The 16,592-nt window shown below is 44.1% G+C and carries 15 protein-coding genes; 12 read left to right on the top strand and 3 right to left on the bottom strand.

Going from position 1 to position 16,592, the window contains the following annotated elements; genetic code table 11:
* Window positions 1-99: 99 nt before the first annotated feature.
* The 5 genes from PLL47_RS07330 to PLL47_RS07310 all read left to right on the top strand — a co-directional run bounded on the left by PLL47_RS07330 (window position 100) and on the right by PLL47_RS07310 (window position 5,384).
* On the top strand, window positions 100-597 hold the full coding sequence (locus PLL47_RS07330) for a nucleoside deaminase (RefSeq protein ID WP_324445537.1): 498 nt from the start codon (window positions 100-102) through the stop codon (window positions 595-597).
* Window positions 598-933: 336 nt separating this feature from the next.
* Window positions 934-3,351, top strand: a complete 2,418-nt coding sequence (gene ppsA, locus PLL47_RS07325; RefSeq protein WP_324445536.1) for a phosphoenolpyruvate synthase — start codon at window positions 934-936, stop codon at window positions 3,349-3,351.
* A gap of 281 nt (window positions 3,352-3,632) precedes the next feature.
* Window positions 3,633-3,764, top strand: a complete 132-nt coding sequence (locus PLL47_RS07320) for a hypothetical protein (RefSeq protein WP_324445535.1) — start codon at window positions 3,633-3,635, stop codon at window positions 3,762-3,764.
* Window positions 3,761-3,937 carry a hypothetical protein gene (locus tag PLL47_RS07315; protein ID WP_324445534.1) on the top strand — a complete coding sequence of 59 codons (177 nt, stop codon included), beginning with the start codon at window positions 3,761-3,763 and terminating at the stop codon, window positions 3,935-3,937. The genes PLL47_RS07320 and PLL47_RS07315 overlap by 4 nt, the downstream gene beginning before the upstream one ends.
* An 877-nt stretch (window positions 3,938-4,814) precedes the next feature.
* On the top strand, window positions 4,815-5,384 hold the full coding sequence (locus PLL47_RS07310; RefSeq protein WP_324445533.1) for a hypothetical protein: 570 nt from the start codon (window positions 4,815-4,817) through the stop codon (window positions 5,382-5,384).
* An 801-nt stretch (window positions 5,385-6,185) separates the two neighbouring features.
* Here the strand turns inward: PLL47_RS07310 and PLL47_RS07305 are convergent.
* The gene (locus PLL47_RS07305) at window positions 6,186-6,809 is read right to left on the bottom strand and encodes a hypothetical protein (RefSeq protein ID WP_324445532.1); all 624 of its coding nucleotides are present in this window, start codon (window positions 6,807-6,809) and stop codon (window positions 6,186-6,188) included.
* Between the two features lie 558 nt (window positions 6,810-7,367).
* On the opposite strand from PLL47_RS07305, the gene PLL47_RS07300 reads away from it, so the two are divergent.
* From PLL47_RS07300 to PLL47_RS07270, 7 genes are all read left to right on the top strand, one after another.
* Window positions 7,368-8,171, top strand: a complete 804-nt coding sequence (locus tag PLL47_RS07300; protein ID WP_324445531.1) for an indole-3-glycerol-phosphate synthase — start codon at window positions 7,368-7,370, stop codon at window positions 8,169-8,171.
* Between the two features lie 148 nt (window positions 8,172-8,319).
* The gene (gene trpB / locus PLL47_RS07295; protein ID WP_342674264.1) at window positions 8,320-9,528 is read left to right on the top strand and encodes a tryptophan synthase subunit beta; all 1,209 of its coding nucleotides are present in this window, start codon (window positions 8,320-8,322) and stop codon (window positions 9,526-9,528) included.
* 1 nt (window position 9,529) lies between these two features.
* Window positions 9,530-10,348 (top strand): tryptophan synthase subunit alpha, encoded by an 819-nt coding sequence (gene trpA, locus PLL47_RS07290; RefSeq protein WP_324445530.1) that lies wholly within the window; start codon window positions 9,530-9,532, stop codon window positions 10,346-10,348.
* Window positions 10,349-10,382: 34 nt separating this feature from the next.
* On the top strand, window positions 10,383-11,495 hold the full coding sequence (gene trpD, locus PLL47_RS07285; protein ID WP_324445529.1) for an anthranilate phosphoribosyltransferase: 1,113 nt from the start codon (window positions 10,383-10,385) through the stop codon (window positions 11,493-11,495).
* Window positions 11,492-12,193 (top strand): phosphoribosylanthranilate isomerase, encoded by a 702-nt coding sequence (locus tag PLL47_RS07280; RefSeq protein WP_324445528.1) that lies wholly within the window; start codon window positions 11,492-11,494, stop codon window positions 12,191-12,193. Before trpD ends, PLL47_RS07280 begins: the two co-directional genes overlap by 4 nt.
* On the top strand, window positions 12,180-13,883 hold the full coding sequence (trpE, locus tag PLL47_RS07275) for an anthranilate synthase component I (RefSeq protein ID WP_324445527.1): 1,704 nt from the start codon (window positions 12,180-12,182) through the stop codon (window positions 13,881-13,883). The genes PLL47_RS07280 and trpE overlap by 14 nt, the downstream gene beginning before the upstream one ends.
* A 30-nt stretch (window positions 13,884-13,913) precedes the next feature.
* Entirely contained in the window at window positions 13,914-14,516 is a 603-nt protein-coding gene (locus PLL47_RS07270) for an aminodeoxychorismate/anthranilate synthase component II (protein WP_324445526.1), read from the top strand.
* 65 nt (window positions 14,517-14,581) lie between these two features.
* Here the strand turns inward: PLL47_RS07270 and PLL47_RS07265 are convergent, their stop codons facing one another.
* Both PLL47_RS07265 and rnhB read right to left on the bottom strand, forming a co-directional pair.
* Complete coding sequence (locus tag PLL47_RS07265; RefSeq protein WP_324445525.1) at window positions 14,582-15,322, bottom strand: hypothetical protein; 741 nt, start codon at window positions 15,320-15,322, stop codon at window positions 14,582-14,584.
* Between the two features lie 244 nt (window positions 15,323-15,566).
* The gene (gene rnhB / locus PLL47_RS07260) at window positions 15,567-16,238 is read right to left on the bottom strand and encodes a ribonuclease HII (RefSeq protein ID WP_324445524.1); all 672 of its coding nucleotides are present in this window, start codon (window positions 16,236-16,238) and stop codon (window positions 15,567-15,569) included.
* Between the last annotated feature and the right edge of the window lie 354 nt (window positions 16,239-16,592).

The raw sequence follows: 16,592 nt of genomic DNA, 5'->3' as shown, positions 1-16,592 counted from the left end.
CTTTTTTCAGTTATTCTTCAAACAAAGGATTTTATTTATCTCACAAAAAGCATGTACTGCCGTTAAAAGGCATATTCTGTCATCATATTTATCATGTCTATGAAGATACAAACAAAAGAAACCATGTCAGAAAAAGACCTCCTGTTTATAAAGCGCGCCATTGAACTTTCCCTCAAAAGTGTGAAGAGAGGGGGAGGTCCATTCGGTGCCGTAATTACGAAAGATGGAGAAATAATTTCGGAAAGCTACAATCAGGTCACCTTACTTAACGATCCTACTGCTCATGCCGAAATCGGTGCTATAAGAGAGGCTGCGCGTAAGATGAATACCTTTGATCTCAGCGGATGCGAGATCTACGTTTCCTGTGAGCCCTGCCCTATGTGCCTTGGGGCCATTTACTGGGCAAGGATAAACAAAGTCTTCTTTGCCAGTACAAGGTCTGATGCTGAGAATATAGGCTTTGACGATTCCCTCATATACGAGGAGATTTCACGCCCTTTAAGGGAAAGAAAAATCGAATTCAAACAGCTTCTGAGGGAAGAAGCCCTTGAAGCTTTCAGGGCGTGGGAAGAATACGAAGATAAGGTTGAATACTGAGCTTCCCGAAAGAGATAACCTTTTTTAGTTTGCGTTTTAACTAAAAACCAGATTATTTAACTCCAGAAAATATTTCTTATGGGTCAGGCCTTAGCCATACCTTAGTTTTTCTTTTTTCACTTTATTCAGAAACTTAATCATAATTTACCACGCAGGAAAAATGATTTGATTTATAAGAACCTAATTACTACTGGGGTATATATAGGGTTCTGGATAGGTTCTGTTCCGAAGCCAAACATATGCGTTTTTGAACAACTTCTTCACAACGTCACTAAACTTTAAATGTGATGCAGTCCTTACTTAGTTAAGACAAATGTTATTAGGGGATTTGGGAAAATGCCTGGAGATAAAAACAAATACATCCGCTGGTTTGAGGAGACCACTATCGAGGACGTCCCGCTGGTAGGCGGGAAGAACGCTTCCATAGGGGAGATGTACAGGGAACTCACTTCAAAAGGAGTCAGAATCCCTAACGGCTTTTCAGTTACTGCTGATGCTTACTGGCACATGCTTGATAAAGGAAGAATCCTGGAAAAGCTCAAAAAAACAATGGAAGGGCTTGATACTTCGGATGTATCCGACCTTGCAAAGAGGGGAAAAGCTGCAAGAGACCTGATTCTCGATGCGGGCCTTCCCGATGACCTGTGGCAGGAGATAAAAGGAGCTTATGACTGCCTCTGCGAGCAGTATGGAGAAAATACGGATGTGGCAGTAAGAAGTTCGGCAACTGCTGAAGACCTTCCAACTGCTTCTTTTGCCGGGCAGCAGGAAACTTACCTGAATATCCGCGGGTATCCGGCACTTAAAGATGCCTGTATACGCTGTTTTGCATCTCTTTTTACGGACAGGGCCATTTCCTACCGCGTAACCAATAATTTCGACCACTTCAAAGTAGCCCTTTCCATAGGAATTATGAAAATGGTCAGGTCTGACCTTGCATCAAGCGGAGTAATCTTCACTCTTGACACTGAAACAGGTTTCAGAGATGTAGTTTTCATTACCGGGGCATACGGGCTTGGAGAGAATATCGTACAGGGCCAGGTCAACCCTGACGAGTTCTATGTGTTCAAACCCACTTTCCGTGAAGGGTATAAGCCGATTATCCAGAAAAAGCTCGGAAGCAAAGAAATAAAGATGATCTACGGAAGAGGCGACTCCAAGGTACTCACCCGGAACGTGGAGGTTCCCGAAGCTGACAGGCTGCGCTTCTGTATTAACGATGAAGAGGTGCTCAAGCTTGCTGGATATGCAATCGATATTGAAGACCATTATTCAAATAAGTACAGGGAATCCAGGCCCATGGATATCGAATGGGCAAAGGACGGCATAACAGGGGAACTCTTTATAGTGCAGGCAAGGCCCGAAACCGTCCAGTCCCAGAGAGCAAAAGATGTGCTTGAAACTTATGTACTTGAAGAGAAGTCTGAAGTCCTTGCAAAGGGCAGGAGCGTTGGCGATAAAATCGCTTCTGGAAAAGCTCATGTAATCCCTGACGTATCTGACCTGCCTTCATTCAGGCCTGGCGAGATCCTTATTGCGGACACCACCACCCCTGACTGGGAGCCGGTCATGAAAACCGCAGCCGCGATCGTCACAAACAAGGGAGGCCGGACATGCCACGCTGCAATTGTCAGCCGGGAACTCGGAATTCCTGCGGTTGTCGGGGCTGAAAACGCTACAGAAGTCCTCAAAACAGGCAGAGAAATTACTGTGAGCTGTGCCGAAGGTGAAGACGGGCTTGTATACGCGGGTATTCTCCCATTCCATAAAGATACTGTCAGCCTGAAAGCCATGGAACGCCCCAGAACCGAGATCATGATGAATCTTGGAAACCCTGAAAGCGCCTTTGCCTTTTCTATGATTCCTAACGATGGAATAGGGCTTGCAAGGTTAGAGTTCATCATCTCGAGCTATATCAAAGTCCACCCCATGGCACTTGTGCATCCTGAGAAGGTTAAAGACCCTCGAGAGATCGGAGAAATTGAAAAACTGACAAGGGGATACGAGAAAAAAGAAGATTATTTTGTGGAACAGCTTGCCAGAGGCGTGGGGATGATTGCTGCAGCTTTTTACCCGAAGCCTGTTGTGGTAAGGATGAGTGATTTCAAAACAAACGAATATGCAAGCCTTGTCGGAGGAAGCTATTTCGAAATGGAAGAAAGCAATCCTATGATAGGGTTCAGGGGAGCTTCACGCTACTTTGATGAGCGCTACAGGGAAGGATTCGCCCTTGAGTGCAGGGCTATGAAAAAAGTAAGGGGTGAAATGGGGCTTACAAATCTTATTCTTATGATCCCCTTCTGCCGGACTGTTGAGGAAGCGAAAAAAGTTATTGCCGAGATGGAGAAAAACGGTCTCAGGCGCGGAGAAAACGGACTTCAGATATATGTTATGTGTGAAATCCCAAACAACGTCCTGCTTGTCGACGAGTTCAGCAAATTCTTTGACGGTTTCTCCATAGGTTCAAATGACCTTACCCAGCTGACCCTGGGGGTTGACCGAGACTCAGAATTGCTTGCTGCAGAATTTGATGAGCGGGATCCGGGAGTTATGAAAATTCTGTCAATGGCAGTACAGGGAGCTAAACGTAATGGAAGACACAGCGGAATCTGCGGGCAGGCTCCGAGTGATTTTCCTGAGATTGCAGAGTTTCTGGTAAAGGAGGGGATAGATTCCATTTCCCTTAATCCTGACTCTGTTATGAAAATCACCCTCAAGGTTCTCGAAACCGAAAAGAAGTTAGGAAGGCGCTAAATCCTTCAGCACAGCTGTCCAGCTTACTTTTTGTAAAGCTGGCAAGTTTTTCAGTCAATGATAATTTAAGGCGCTTTATAAGCGGCTGTTTATGAATGGCTGTATAAGTTTGCAGGATAGAATCATACATATGCTTGAATTCTTATCCTGCTGGCAGGTCTATATACAAGATAGTGTATATATAATAAACGTGAAAAATTCAAAGGAAGCAATTAACTATGCAGGAAACAACCAGAAAACAAATTGCTGAGGACAAAAAAAATCCAGGCCATACTCTTTTCTTGAAAAGATGTCCAGAATGTCATTCCAAACTTGAAAACGACCTTTTCAGCGGATTTCAATACTGTACTGTTTGCGGGTACTGGACTCGAAAGGAAACTGCAAGACTTGAGCCGCTCATGATCCTGGAGTGAGCACAGGTATGTTTGACCTTCCTCCAAAATGTTCCAGATGCGGTTCACCCCTTAAAAAACAGGTAATTGGCTCAAACAACATTTACTACTGCAGAAAATGCGGATGCACAACCTCAGTTAGATCTGTAAGGGTCTTCACACAGTTAGCGGCCCAGGAAATAGTGAACGTTTAAAAGAAAAAGATATTAAACCTTAACTCTGCCACGAATAGTGAATAACTTTTTCAGAGAACAATGCTCCTGATCATGTTTCACTCAGAATTTTCAAACATCAGTATGAAGTTTTTCAGACAATTCCTTCAGAAGCTAAAAATGACAAATTGATGTTTGAGCCTGCAGGCATCGAATTTAAAAATAAGCAAAAAAGTAAAAATTACTCGAAGTTATACCTTGTAGGGAATAAGTTTTCTCCAGATCTCTTAGTTTGTTTCAGACAAAATTTTCGGCATCTAAAGAACAGATAATACTAAATTATAAAAAATTTCTGGTGAAATTGAAAGTAACAGAGAGAAGAAAAATGCATAACTCCATTAAAAAAACGGTATCAAAAGACAAAGTCATCAAATTGGCTTGTTCCCTGAGCGATGGAGAGTTAAGGTTTCTAAATGTTGTTTGTGGTTTAGGACGCCCGTAAACTTTACTGATTACATATTTCAGAAAAGTAATTGAAATGAAAAATATCAAAACATAGTAAAAGATATTCAGAGTTTATTGATATAATTATAAGATTATAATTTAATTGTTTGCCGGTATCTAAAGATTTGGAGTTAGATTTGAGTATTTTCTTCTTAACTGTGTAACTTCATGCTTTCTTTTTTAAATATACGGTATAAGATTTGACTGGATTTTAGCTAAAATGAAAAGATCTATACGAATTTTACGCGGATTTGCCTTTTTCTGGAGATTTACTCTTTCGAGAATTTGATACGAATCCTTACGTTTTTATAGGTGACTTAGTTTATTTTTTAATTGGGAAGAAAGTAGGTAAAATTCTATTAAGTTATGTTAAGTTCCGATTAATAATCCAGATAAATGCAGTGGGGTAGATTATATGGAAAAACAACAGGTTCTTTGCCTGTGGGTAGCCGCAGGCTTATTATTTACTCTGGCCGTACTTCCGGCTTCAGCCGGAACGGTTACGGAGGATAGTGAAATTATTGAAAATGAAACAAATGAAATAAATTTAACAGAATTATCAACGGCTTCATACAACGAAACTGAAGCAGTTGAAACCGAGATAGGGCTGGGCTTTAAATTTCTTAAGTCCATGCTTAGCCTGCTTGACCTCAACCTGAACCTTATAAATGAGACCCTGAGTGAACACTCTGAAGAGTATCCTTTCCTGCAGCCAACAATAGAAGGGACGTCTACAGGCATAGATGCTGTGGACTCTGCGGTTGTTTTCGTGGATGATCCCACTAACATGACTAAAGCGAATGCTGCCATGCATACCTTTGATGATGCTATTACAGACCTGAACGAAAGCCTCGTATATCCTCAGGACATGCTTGATGCTGCAAATGCAACCCTCGGGCAGCCTGAAGCTACAACACCTATACTTGAAGATATGTATAAGATAACTAAAGCAATGGTCACAGTTTATGACCATATTGAGTCATAATGGGAAAGAAGGGACCTGTAACAACCGGATTTTTTAAATCAGGCCCCAAATTATTCTTTTTTCTTTTGAGGTTCAGGATAACTCATTTTATTTGAAGAAATATTGGATGGATGTTCATTAAAGCCGAAATTGGGTTTTAAAGTTCCTTTTCAGGGGGCTGATGCTATTGGGGCTCTAAAGTTTGGTAAAAAGCAAAAAATCCAGCAATAGTGGAAATATTGAGTCTCAAAAATATTCTATTTTAAACAGAAAAACCTGAAGAAACACGATCGCAAACTTATTGGATTATTATGTAGAGATTGAGATACTTTTTTAATCCTTTAATATTTATTTCAACCCCTTTATTTCACATTGAAAAAATAAACAGTCAGTTATGTGCAACAACTTTAACAGAATCCACTTATGGTTCAACTGGAGATCGTTATGGCTAGAATGCCCTTCATCGACTGGATGGTCGTCCATGAAATTTGCCAGACGAATCTAAAGACCACTCAAAGCCTTTCTGGAACGAAGTGCAGAAAATCCTGCCGGGCTATGAGGAGGGGAAAGAGTAGCTGCGTATAAATGGAGATTTGTTGGAAATCTGAATACTGATCTAAAAATAGAGGACATCGTCTTGCCTAATAAGATTTGAAAGTTACTTTATTTCAGTCGAATATCCAGCAGCTTGCTACGAGGATGAGGACTTCCTCATAAACCGCAGGAAAAATTATAAGAGGAAAATTATACGATATGTATAGATCTCTGGCGCGAACATACCCCATTGCCTTTTTGCAAACTCCGGCCGCACGAATCAACAAACTATTCTGACGAATCGATAAATGCCTCTAATTTTCTTCGCACCTCATCTAAATCGTGTTTTCCCTCCATGTGCCACACCTCAAGTTCTTCAAAATCGTACAATATCGATAGTGGTAAAGTTTTTTTCTCGTATTTACTTTTTATTTCCGGGTAATTATCTATACTTACAACTTCGACAAACAGGGCATTGTTAAATTTTGGTTCTGTCCGCAGTAGCTCACGCATAAAAAATATTAAGTCCTGGCTGTCCTTGTTAGTGATGGAGTTTATATTTATACGATATACCAATTTGTTGCCATAGTAAGAAAACAACAAACGTTGCAGGACAGTATTTATTGTCTCATCAGGGTGGATTTTCGCTTCATTGAGTCTGTCATGAAGGTCTTGCGTGATTCTCACATTTTCTGTAGTATGCGAAAGCTCCGGAAACCTCCGTTTCCTGTCGTTAATGACGAACCAGTAGTTACCGTTTTCACGTATAAGTTGACAGGTGTCATCATATCGCACCAGTAGTTTTGTAATTATCGCGCCCTTTGACTCCCATCCAATATCACTATCTCTATCTCTACAAAATTCGAGCGCTTCGTACAGCTCTGCACTGATTTTAATGGTTTTTGTGTCCACGGGTGTACCTCAATCTGGAGCATACATTTGGTTAATATATAAATAATGTTCGCCGTGGCACTCAGGTGGACTACTTGTGAATTTTCACGCTCGATGAAGGAGAGTGGCCGTCTCAAAAGACAAAAAACAAAAAAGAAGAGAATCAACAAATAATTTTTTTGTTATTTGCTAATATTCAAATTTCTTCTTTCTTCTCATTCTTTTTTGTTTTGTGCAGAGCCGCCAGACAGGCTGGCGTGGTGTTATATTATCTGTGAATTCAAAAGAATGGTTCTCTGGATAGAAAAAGCACTTTTCAGATTTACTTGAACCCCGGGCATAGTAATACCTTTTTTCCAAAATTGCCGACCACACAGCCGATCTGCGCGAAAATGATTTGTCAGCAATTCCTCATCTCGGGCACAGGCATAAATGATAGATTTGCTCAAAATCAATCGGAAAGCTTTACCCGGCACTTTTAACTGGTTACATTTTAAACTCTTCTCATCATCCAAAAGCTTTTTATATCAAGTGCAGTATTAGACATTGTTGTACATAACTATACACCAGTGATAATAAATGGACGATTCGATCCTCCATATCCTCAATACAACAAAAACCCGGATTCAGGCTTTTGGACCCGATATCCACAAGGAAGGACCGCAGCCGCAGTTCCAGAAAAGGGACTTTATTGCCGCTGTGGCAGCCATACGGGCAGAAGGTCGGGCTCCTGTAATTGCAGAGGTCAAGCCTGCATCTCCGGGAAAGAGTTTCAGGGAAATTCCGCCGTCAGCGGCTGCTGAACTTGCATGGGAGATGGAGGAAGCTGGAGCCGTTGCAATTTCAGTTCTTACTGAGCCAGGAGTGTTCCGGGGTTCGCTCGAAAACCTGAAAGAGGTAAGGAAAACAGTGTGCCTGCCTGTTCTCAGGAAGGACTTCATTATTGACAGGGTGCAGCTTGAAGAAGAAGGAAGCGATCTCGTGCTCCTGATTGCAGGCATCCTGGGGAAAGAACTCGGAGCATTTGTCGAGCTTGCTATTGAGAAAGGGTTTGAGCCTCTGGTTGAAGTCCACAACAGGGAAGAGCTTGAACTTGCCCTGGAAACCGGCACAAGAATAATAGGGATCAACAACCGAAATTTCGAGACCCTTAAAATCGACCTGGCTACAACGGAAGAGCTTGCACCCCTTATCCGGGAATACGACCTTGACCACGGAACCAGCCACATAATCATAAGCGAGAGCGGGATGAACAGTTCCGCGGATGTCAGGCGAGTGATGCAGGCGGGGGCAGACGCCGTGCTTATAGGGTCTGCACTTATGGAAAGCGATTCCGTTTTCGAAAAAACTAAAGAGTTCGTCCAGAGCTTTTGCTGGCGTTAATTATTGCTTTTCTTAACTTTCAGGAATTTTCCTCCCGCTAAGAGGGTTGAAAAGTCCGCTTTTATTTCAAAAACTAAGGATATAATTTTGTTCACTAAATCACGACTAAAGAGACCAGAAATCAAGAGAATAAGGGAGTAATCGAATTATGGGATCTACAATTTCAGAATTACATGTAAAGGGAAAGTACGGGAAATACGGAGGACAGTACGTGCCAGAAGTCCTCATGCCGGCTCTTGAAGAGCTTGAGGAAGGGTATGAGAGATTCAAAAACGATCCGGAATTCCTTGCAGAACTTGACCATTTCCTGAAGGACTTTGCAGGCAGAGAAACCCCTCTTTACCTTGCCCGGAACCTGAGCAAGAAATACGGGACTAAAATATACCTCAAAAGAGAAGACCTTGTGCACGGAGGAGCCCACAAGTTAAACAACGCCATAGGACAGGCTCTCCTTGCAAAATATATGGGAAAAACAAGGCTGATTGCCGAAACCGGAGCCGGACAGCACGGGACTGCAACAGCCATGGCAGGGGCAAATCTGGGTTTTGAAACCGTTGTCTACATGGGAGCAAAAGACGTCAAGCGCCAGCAGATGAACGCATACAGAATGGAACTCATGGGAACCGAGGTAAAAGCCGTACATACCGGTTCAAAAACCCTCAAGGACGCAATCAATGAGGCATTCAGGGACTGGGTTACGAACATAGGAAACACCCATTATCTCATTGGATCAGTAGTGGGTCCCCATCCCTACCCCATGATCGTAAGGGACTTCCAGAGCGTTATCGGGAGTGAGATAAGGGAGCAGGCAATGGAAAAAGAAGGCAGGCTTCCAGATGCACTCATCGCCTGTGCAGGAGGCGGAAGCAATGCAATGGGAACTTTCCACCCATTCATCGAAGACAGAGATGTCAGGCTGATTGCCGTGGAAGCCGGGGGAAAAGCCCTGAAATGCACGGAAAAAGCAGCCCTTCACTCAGCTTCCCTCTGCGCCGGAGAAGAAGGAATCCTTCACGGGGCACGGACAAAAGTCCTTCAGGACAAAAACGGACAGATCCTTGAGTCAGAATCAGTATCAGCAGGACTTGACTACTCAGGAGTAGGACCTGAACTTGCTTCTCTGGCTGAGAGCGGCAGGGTTACAGCCCGCTATGTAACAGACGACGAAGCAGTAGAAGCCTTCCATGAACTGAGCCGGCTTGAAGGAATAATTCCTGCCCTCGAATCCTCCCATGCTCTTGCATACCTGAAAAAAGCCGCCGAATCAGGAGAGCTGGGAGAGTTTGTGGTTGTAACCCTCTCAGGGAGAGGGGACAAAGATCTGGAAACCGTACTGAGCCTTAAAAGGGGGATCTGAAATGAGAACCGAACTTAAGGCAGTTGAACTTAAAAGGCAGAAAATCTCCGAGAAATTCAGCGAATTAAGGGAGAGACAAGAAGGAGCCCTTATCTGCTACGTGATGGCAGGCGACCCCTCTGTTGAGGCAAGCTCAGGGATAGTAAAAGCCCTGGCAAAAGGGGGCGCAGATATAATCGAACTTGGGTTCCCGTTTTCAGACCCTGTTGCTGACGGTCCTACCATTCAGGTCGCAGGACAGAGAGCACTTGCAGCAGGCATGGATATTGAACGCTATTTCGAGCTTGTTAGAGGTCTTGATGTTGAAATTCCCCTCGTTTGCATGACCTATTACAACCCTGTATTCAGGTACGGGGTGGAAAAATTCGTAGAAAATGCTGCTAAAGCCGGAATCAGCGGACTGATAATACCGGATATCCCTGTCGAAGAAGCGGCTGACCTGAAAAACAGCTGCGATGCCCACGGGCTTGACCTGATCTTTCTGGTCGCACCCACAACAACCGATGCAAGGATAAGGAAAATCCTGCAGAGAGGTTCCGGCTTCATCTATCTTGTGTCAAGGCTCGGGGTTACAGGAGCAAGAAACGACGTTGCAGGTTCAACAAAAGAACTGCTTGTCAGGGTAAAAACCGGCATTCCCAAAGCCGTGGGTTTTGGGATCTCAACCGGAAAACAGGCTGCAGAAGTCAGAAAAGCCGGAGCTGACGGTGTAATTGTAGGCTCGGCTTTTGTCAGGATCATTGAAGAAGGAAAAGACGTAAACGAAAGGCTGGAAGCTCTTGCAAGGGAACTCAAATCCGGCATGCTTGAAGCCAATTAAACAGGGGACAAAGGAAAGAGAAGGAGAGAGGAAAATGCAGGAAATAAAGGCGTACATTAAAAAGCTTGAAGAAGGCTGTGATCTGAGTTCAGAGGAAGCCGAAGCTGCACTTGGAGAGATTTTGAGCACAGCAGAAGACGAGGAGATTGGGGCATTTCTGCTCGCTTTAAAGGCAAAAGGGGAAAAGCCGCAGGAAATTGTCGGTTTTGTGAGGGGCATGAAAAAAGCTGGCAATACTATCCGGCCAAACACGCCTTTCAGGATCGTTGACACCTGCGGGACAGGAGGAGACGGGCTCAATACCATCAATGTTTCAACCGCAGCTGCAATTGTGACTGCGGCAGCCGGTGTCCCTGTAGCCAAGCACGGAAACAGGGCAGCCACTTCAATGACAGGAAGTTCTGACGTGCTTGAAGCCCTGGGAATTAAAGTGGATCTTTCTCCTGAGCAGGTCAGGAAAACAATAGAAAAGATAGGCATAGGATTCATGTTTGCTCCGGTCTTCCATCCTGCAATGAAGAGAGTCGCAGGGGTCAGGAAAAAGCTCGGAGTAAGGACTGTATTCAATATCCTTGGTCCTCTGACAAATCCGGCAGGAGCAAAAGGGCAGGTTGTGGGAGTTTTTGATAAAAGCCTCTGCGAACCTATTGCGTATGCCCTTGCAGAACTGGGGACTGAACATGCCCTTGTTGTGAACGGGGAAGGGATGGATGAGATCACAAACACCGGGGAAACCTTTGTTGCGGAGTTAAAGAACGGAAAGGTTTCAACCTATACATTGACACCTGAATCCCTTGGCATGCTGCGGGCAAATCCCGGGGACATAAAGGGAGGAAACCCGAAAGAGAATGCCAGAGACCTTCTCTGCATCTTTAAGGGGCAGAAAGGGCCTAAAAGGGATCTTATTATCCTGAATACAGCCGCTGCCCTTTATGTAAGCGGGATTGTGGGCTCTATCAAGCAGGCAATCCCCATTGCAGAAGATGCCATAGACAGCGGGAAGGTTATGGTCAAATTCAATCAGTTCCGGAATTATACCGGCGGATTTCGCGAAAATAATTATATAAAGGGCTCTGTTTCGGGAAAATCAGCTTTATCATCCTCCAGGACTCCCATATTAAGCCCGGCTTCCGGGGAAAAGGCATGAAAACAGGATTAAAAACCAGGATAAAGATCTGCGGGATGCGTACTCCTGAAGATATAGAACTGGCTGCCCATTATGGAGCCGATGCAGTTGGATTTATAACCGAAATCCCGGAAAGCCCGAGAAAACTTGATTCTAATGTTGCCGCTGCCCTTGTCGCAAAAGTTCCGAAATGCCTTGATTCGGTAATGGTCATAATGCCTGAAAACTCTTCAAGGGCGCTGGAACTCATTGAGAAAGTAAGGCCGGATATTGTGCAGATCCATTCCAGCCTGTCGCCTGTCGAACTTGGAATAATAAGGGAAAAAACTGACATCCCCATAATAAAAACCCTTTCCGTCCCTGCTGGACTGGGAGCTTCCAAAATTCAGAGCCTTGTGAACCGCCTTCTTGATGAGGTCCGCGAGCTGGAAGAAAGCGGAGTTGTTGACAGTGTGCTTCTTGATTCGGGGATTGCCGGGAAAACAGGCGGTACAGGCTGCATACACGACTGGGACCTGAGCCGGAGAATTGCGGAAGAAACTGAACTTCCCCTGATCCTTGCAGGCGGGCTAAAGCCGGAAAACGTGCAGGAAGCAATAAGAACCGTTTCTCCTTATGCTGTTGATACGGCTTCAGGGGTGGAGACTTCAGGAAAAAAAGATGCTGTGAAAATTAGAAGTTTTATTGAAGAAGTGAGGTGTGCCAATGCTTTCCTTTGACATTGGAGAAGAAGAATTTAAGAAACTTGTTTCGGGGCTCGAAAAACCAGGACTTGTTCAGCTCCTTGCAAAAATTGATTTAGCTTACTCCCCTGCCTGTTCCCCCCTTGAGCTTTATCAGGCATTGAAAAATTCGGGAACTTCAGCTTACTCCTACCTGCTCGAATCCGTGGAAAAACAGGCAAGCAAAGCCAGGTATTCATTTGTTGGAAACGACCCCGATGCCCTGCTGACAATAAATGACCGGAAACTTTCCCTTGAACTCCTGAACCCGAAAGCTTCGGCTTTATTCGAAGAAATCGTTTCAAGAGCAAAAGAAACCTGTACACCGGATACAGGAGAAGCAGAAGATGGAGAGAAGGCAAACAGGAAAACTGAAGAAAAGAAAACTGAAGTGCAGATACCCGGAAAATTCACAGTTTCAATTCCAAAAGGAAAAGACTCTTTTGATGCCCTTCGCCTGGTTTTCCCTCCGGCTAACGGGATTGAATTCCTCAATGAAAAGCGCTTTGACAGGCAAACCTTCCTTGGAGGAGCTATTGGTTATACAGCTTATGATGCAATTTATGACAGCTGGCTCGGGGCGGAGAAGGGCTTTGAATCTGAAATTCCCGAACTTCAGTACCTGCTTGTCTCGAAAAGTTATGTCTTTGACCACCTGACTGAAGAGATCTATATCGTGGTCACTCCTTTCGTAAGCCCGGGATCGGATGCAGGAAAAATATACGAAGAAGCCCTTTCAGAAGCAGAAAAACTTTATTCAGCGGTCAGGGAAGCTTCCCTGCTTGAAGATCTGAAAGTAGCAGCTTTGAACCAGCCAAAAGTACCAGGGATGAAAGAACCACGATCAACAGGATCAGGTTCACCTGTACCGGTCTGCAGCGCTGACCAGTCAGAATTTGAAACGTCGGTGCTGGAGGCGAAAGAACACATCTTTGCAGGGGATATTTTCCAGGCTGTCCTTTCCAGAAAATGCGAATTCGATCTTGAACAGTCTCCATTCGAGCTTTATATGCAGCTCAGGGCAATAAACCCGAGCCCGTACATGTATATTTTTGAGTTCGGAGACCTGGCAATAGTTGGAGCAAGCCCTGAAACCCTGCTGACTGTGCATAAACGCACTGTTATGATAAATCCCATTGCAGGCACATGTCCGAGGGGAAAATCCGAAGCTGAAGACGAGGTTCTGGCTTCCCATATGCTCAGTGACGAAAAAGAAAGGGCAGAACATGTAATGCTTGTTGACCTTGGGAGAAATGACGTCCGCATGGTCTGCGAAAGCGGTTCTGTAAAGGTTTCAGGTTTTATGAAAGTCCTCAAGTATTCTCATGTCCAGCACATAGAAAGTACGGTTTCAGGGACTCTCAGACCCGAGTGCGACCAGTTCGATGCCTTCAGGGCAATCTTTCCAGCAGGAACCCTGTCAGGAGCTCCTAAAATCCGGGCAATGGAGATTATTTCCGAACTTGAAACAGCTCCAAGGGGGATTTACGGCGGAGGAGTAGGATACTACAGCTGGAACGGGGACGCTGATTTTGCAATCGTGATAAGGACACTGCTTATAAAGGGAAAAAAAGCTTCGGTACAGGCAGGAGCAGGGATTGTTGCGGATTCAGACCCTGCGTATGAGTTCAGGGAAACAGAGAGGAAAATGGCAGCAATGCTTGCGGCTATAGGCGGAGAAATTTGAGGCAAAAAAGGTTTCAGGGGGAATCTTCAGATGAAAATTGTCTTCATAAATAACAAAGATTCTTTTGTATGGAATCTTGTTGATTACATATCATATTTCGAAAAAGATACTGTGGTTCTTCCCAACACGGTTACTCTGGAAGAGTTAAGGGAAATAAAACCTGATGCGCTGGTGATTTCTCCTGGCCCGGGAAATCCTTCTGACCCGAAGGATATAGGTAACTGCCTTGAGATAATCAGGGAAATGGGCAGGGAAATCCCTCTTCTCGGAGTATGTCTGGGGCACCAGGCTATCAATGTGGCATTCGGCGGGCCTGTCAGGAGATGCAAAGTGGGACCCGTGCATGGTAAAAGTTCAAAGATCCATCACACAGAATCGGCTCTCTTCACAACACTTAAAGAGCAGTTTGAAGCAGGACGCTACCATTCTCTTGAGATTGGAGAGCCGGCTCCCGGAATAAAAGTTACTGCACGGGCAGAAGACGGAACCATCATGGCAGTCGAACATGCAAAATACCCGATCTACGGCCTGCAGTTCCACCCTGAGTCCGTGCTTACGCCGGAAGGGTTAAAAATAATAGAAAGATTTCTGGAAATCTCAAGAAACTTTAAAAAAAGACAGACGGCTGTTTAAAACAGCCATGAACTATTTTTTTGGTTAGCCAATGGCAATTATTGTTTCTCTGTTCCAGCTCCAGCTTAAGTTTTTCCTTCTTTACCTTTGCTTTCTTCTTCCTCTGCTTCTTCTTCGAAGAATTCTTCTTCCGTAAATTCTTCATTGGGCCTTGCTGCATAACCTGCGGGCTGGAGGTTCTGAAGCTCGGAGAATTCGCCCACGGTCTGCGCAATAAGTTTGGGATATTTTTCAATCTGATCCCTTGTAACGAATTTCTCCGCTTCCGATGCCTCTATTATCTGTTCTCTTGCGGTTTTTGCCATACTGCTGAGGTCTTCGAGCTGCTGTCTGTCTGCCAGGTAGCTGATCTCTTCCAGTGCCATGGTAGTCCAGAGGGTTACGACTTCCATTCTCTTTGCAACGGCGCCTGACCCTATAATCTCAAGCGCATCCACCGCATTCTGCGCAGGCTCGATCATCCTGAACTGCGTTGCTCCTTTGCCTATCTCCTGCACAGCTTTTGAAAAGGACCACATCGCACTCGAGAGGTTTTTCTCAAGCGCAGGTTCTACAAGGCTTTTAAGGACCTGAACAGCACTGGTTGCAACGGCATCAATTCTTTTCTGGACAGCTTTGCTGCCTATGTTCCGGATTGAGATTATAACCCTTTTCAGGTCCGTCTCCAGTTTTGCTTCAATGATCTCTTCGCCGAATTCACGAAGGTACTCTATATACTGAAGCGCATCGTATTCGTTTTTTTCTCTTACTGCTTTTTCTCCAGATTCTCCGAGTTCAATAGCTTTTTGTTCATTTAACGAGAACATATTAAAACCCCTTTCCAGTTAAAGCGTTTAAAAAATGACGGTTTTAAGAATTGAGTTTAAGAATGTAGTTATTTATATTGGAATACTCTGATATTAGTCTTCCTATATTTTTAGAAAATTTAAAAAGAATTTGAAGCCTTTGTTAAAGAATAAGAGAAGAAAATGAAAGAATGGAAAGTTTTCGGAAAAGCTAAAAAGTAGACCGGCTTGAGAATAAGTTTTAGAAAATCTGACTTCACTCTTTTCACTCTTTTTTCGCTTTTTCCAGTTCTTCCCGTATGTTTTCCACAGTCTGCCAGGACTGCCTGACTATTCCGGGGAATTCTCCGCTGTGCTCTTTTCCCCATTTCAGCAGAAATTCTTTTGTTTTGGGGTCCGAGGGATAGCCGCTTCCAAAGTCCATGTGCCATTCCTTTTTGAGCTCTTCGATGAGCTCATCCCTGCGCACCTTTGCGATAATCGAGGCTGCCGAGACGACAGGAAAGGTTGCATCTGCCTGGTGCATGGAGATTATCTCTATTTTCTTTGCATGGTCGGGGCTGGTCTTTGCATACTGCCTGCGGAGGTTTTCGGCAAAACGTTCGGCTTTCACATCAGCGGCATCGGCATATACGATATCCGGCTTCAGCTGTTCGAGCACTTTTGCAAAGCAGACAACCATGATCTCATTCATGCTCATTATTTTCCGGAGTTCGTCAATCTGAGAAGGGCTGACCTCAAGAACAAAATAGCCGTCTGCATGTTTTTTGATCTGGGCTGCAAGCTGTTCCCTTTTTTTCGGCGTCAGCTTCTTGGAATCAGCAACCCCAAGCACCTTGAATATATGGGCTCTGGATTCATCGATTTTTACGCCACCTATGCACATGGGCCCGATTACCGGACCTTTTCCGGCTTCATCAATTCCTGCGATCATCATTATTGGATGGCTCCTTGTTGAGGGAAGAGAGCTTTTTTACTTTATAAAAGTAGGGGAAGGTATATTTTAAAAGTATTAAACAGAACTCTATAAGAATACTCTGAAAAACAAACTTCAATTAATTTGAACTTAATGGGTTGATACTTTTTAGAGTATTCAGTTTCGGTTTATTCAGTAATTTGAACAGATTTTTTTGGTTAAAGTCTGTATTATAAAAAAGACCAGCTCCAGAGTAAAACAGAAATGAAAAAGAAGACAGCCAAAATTGGGCTTATTTTTTCTCTTTCTCGAACTTTGAAATCTCCAGGAACCAGTAGCCTCCCCTCAGGACCATTTCACTCTCCATGATCCTTA

This window comes from Methanosarcina sp. (genome assembly GCF_035390745.1).
Lineage (GTDB): Archaea > Halobacteriota > Methanosarcinia > Methanosarcinales > Methanosarcinaceae > Methanosarcina.
The sequence above is the reverse complement of the archived record's forward strand: the minus strand, read 5'-3'. Positions and strand labels throughout refer to the sequence as shown.

Bases quoted from the DNA above. Each gene is read 5' to 3' on its own strand.
- PLL47_RS07330 (WP_324445537.1), top strand. From the start codon at position 100: ATGAAGATACAAACAAAAGAAACCATGTCAGAAAAAGACCTCCTGTTT.
- ppsA (WP_324445536.1), top strand. From the start codon at position 934: ATGCCTGGAGATAAAAACAAATACATCCGCTGGTTTGAGGAGACCACT.
- PLL47_RS07310 (WP_324445533.1), top strand. From the start codon at position 4,815: ATGGAAAAACAACAGGTTCTTTGCCTGTGGGTAGCCGCAGGCTTATTA.
- PLL47_RS07300 (WP_324445531.1), top strand. From the start codon at position 7,368: ATGGACGATTCGATCCTCCATATCCTCAATACAACAAAAACCCGGATT.
- trpB (WP_342674264.1), top strand. From the start codon at position 8,320: ATGGGATCTACAATTTCAGAATTACATGTAAAGGGAAAGTACGGGAAA.
- trpA (WP_324445530.1), top strand. From the start codon at position 9,530: ATGAGAACCGAACTTAAGGCAGTTGAACTTAAAAGGCAGAAAATCTCC.
- trpD (WP_324445529.1), top strand. From the start codon at position 10,383: ATGCAGGAAATAAAGGCGTACATTAAAAAGCTTGAAGAAGGCTGTGAT.
- PLL47_RS07280 (WP_324445528.1), top strand. From the start codon at position 11,492: ATGAAAACAGGATTAAAAACCAGGATAAAGATCTGCGGGATGCGTACT.
- trpE (WP_324445527.1), top strand. From the start codon at position 12,180: ATGCTTTCCTTTGACATTGGAGAAGAAGAATTTAAGAAACTTGTTTCG.
- PLL47_RS07270 (WP_324445526.1), top strand. From the start codon at position 13,914: ATGAAAATTGTCTTCATAAATAACAAAGATTCTTTTGTATGGAATCTT.
- PLL47_RS07265 (WP_324445525.1), bottom strand. From the start codon at position 15,322: ATGTTCTCGTTAAATGAACAAAAAGCTATTGAACTCGGAGAATCTGGA.
- rnhB (WP_324445524.1), bottom strand. From the start codon at position 16,238: ATGATGATCGCAGGAATTGATGAAGCCGGAAAAGGTCCGGTAATCGGG.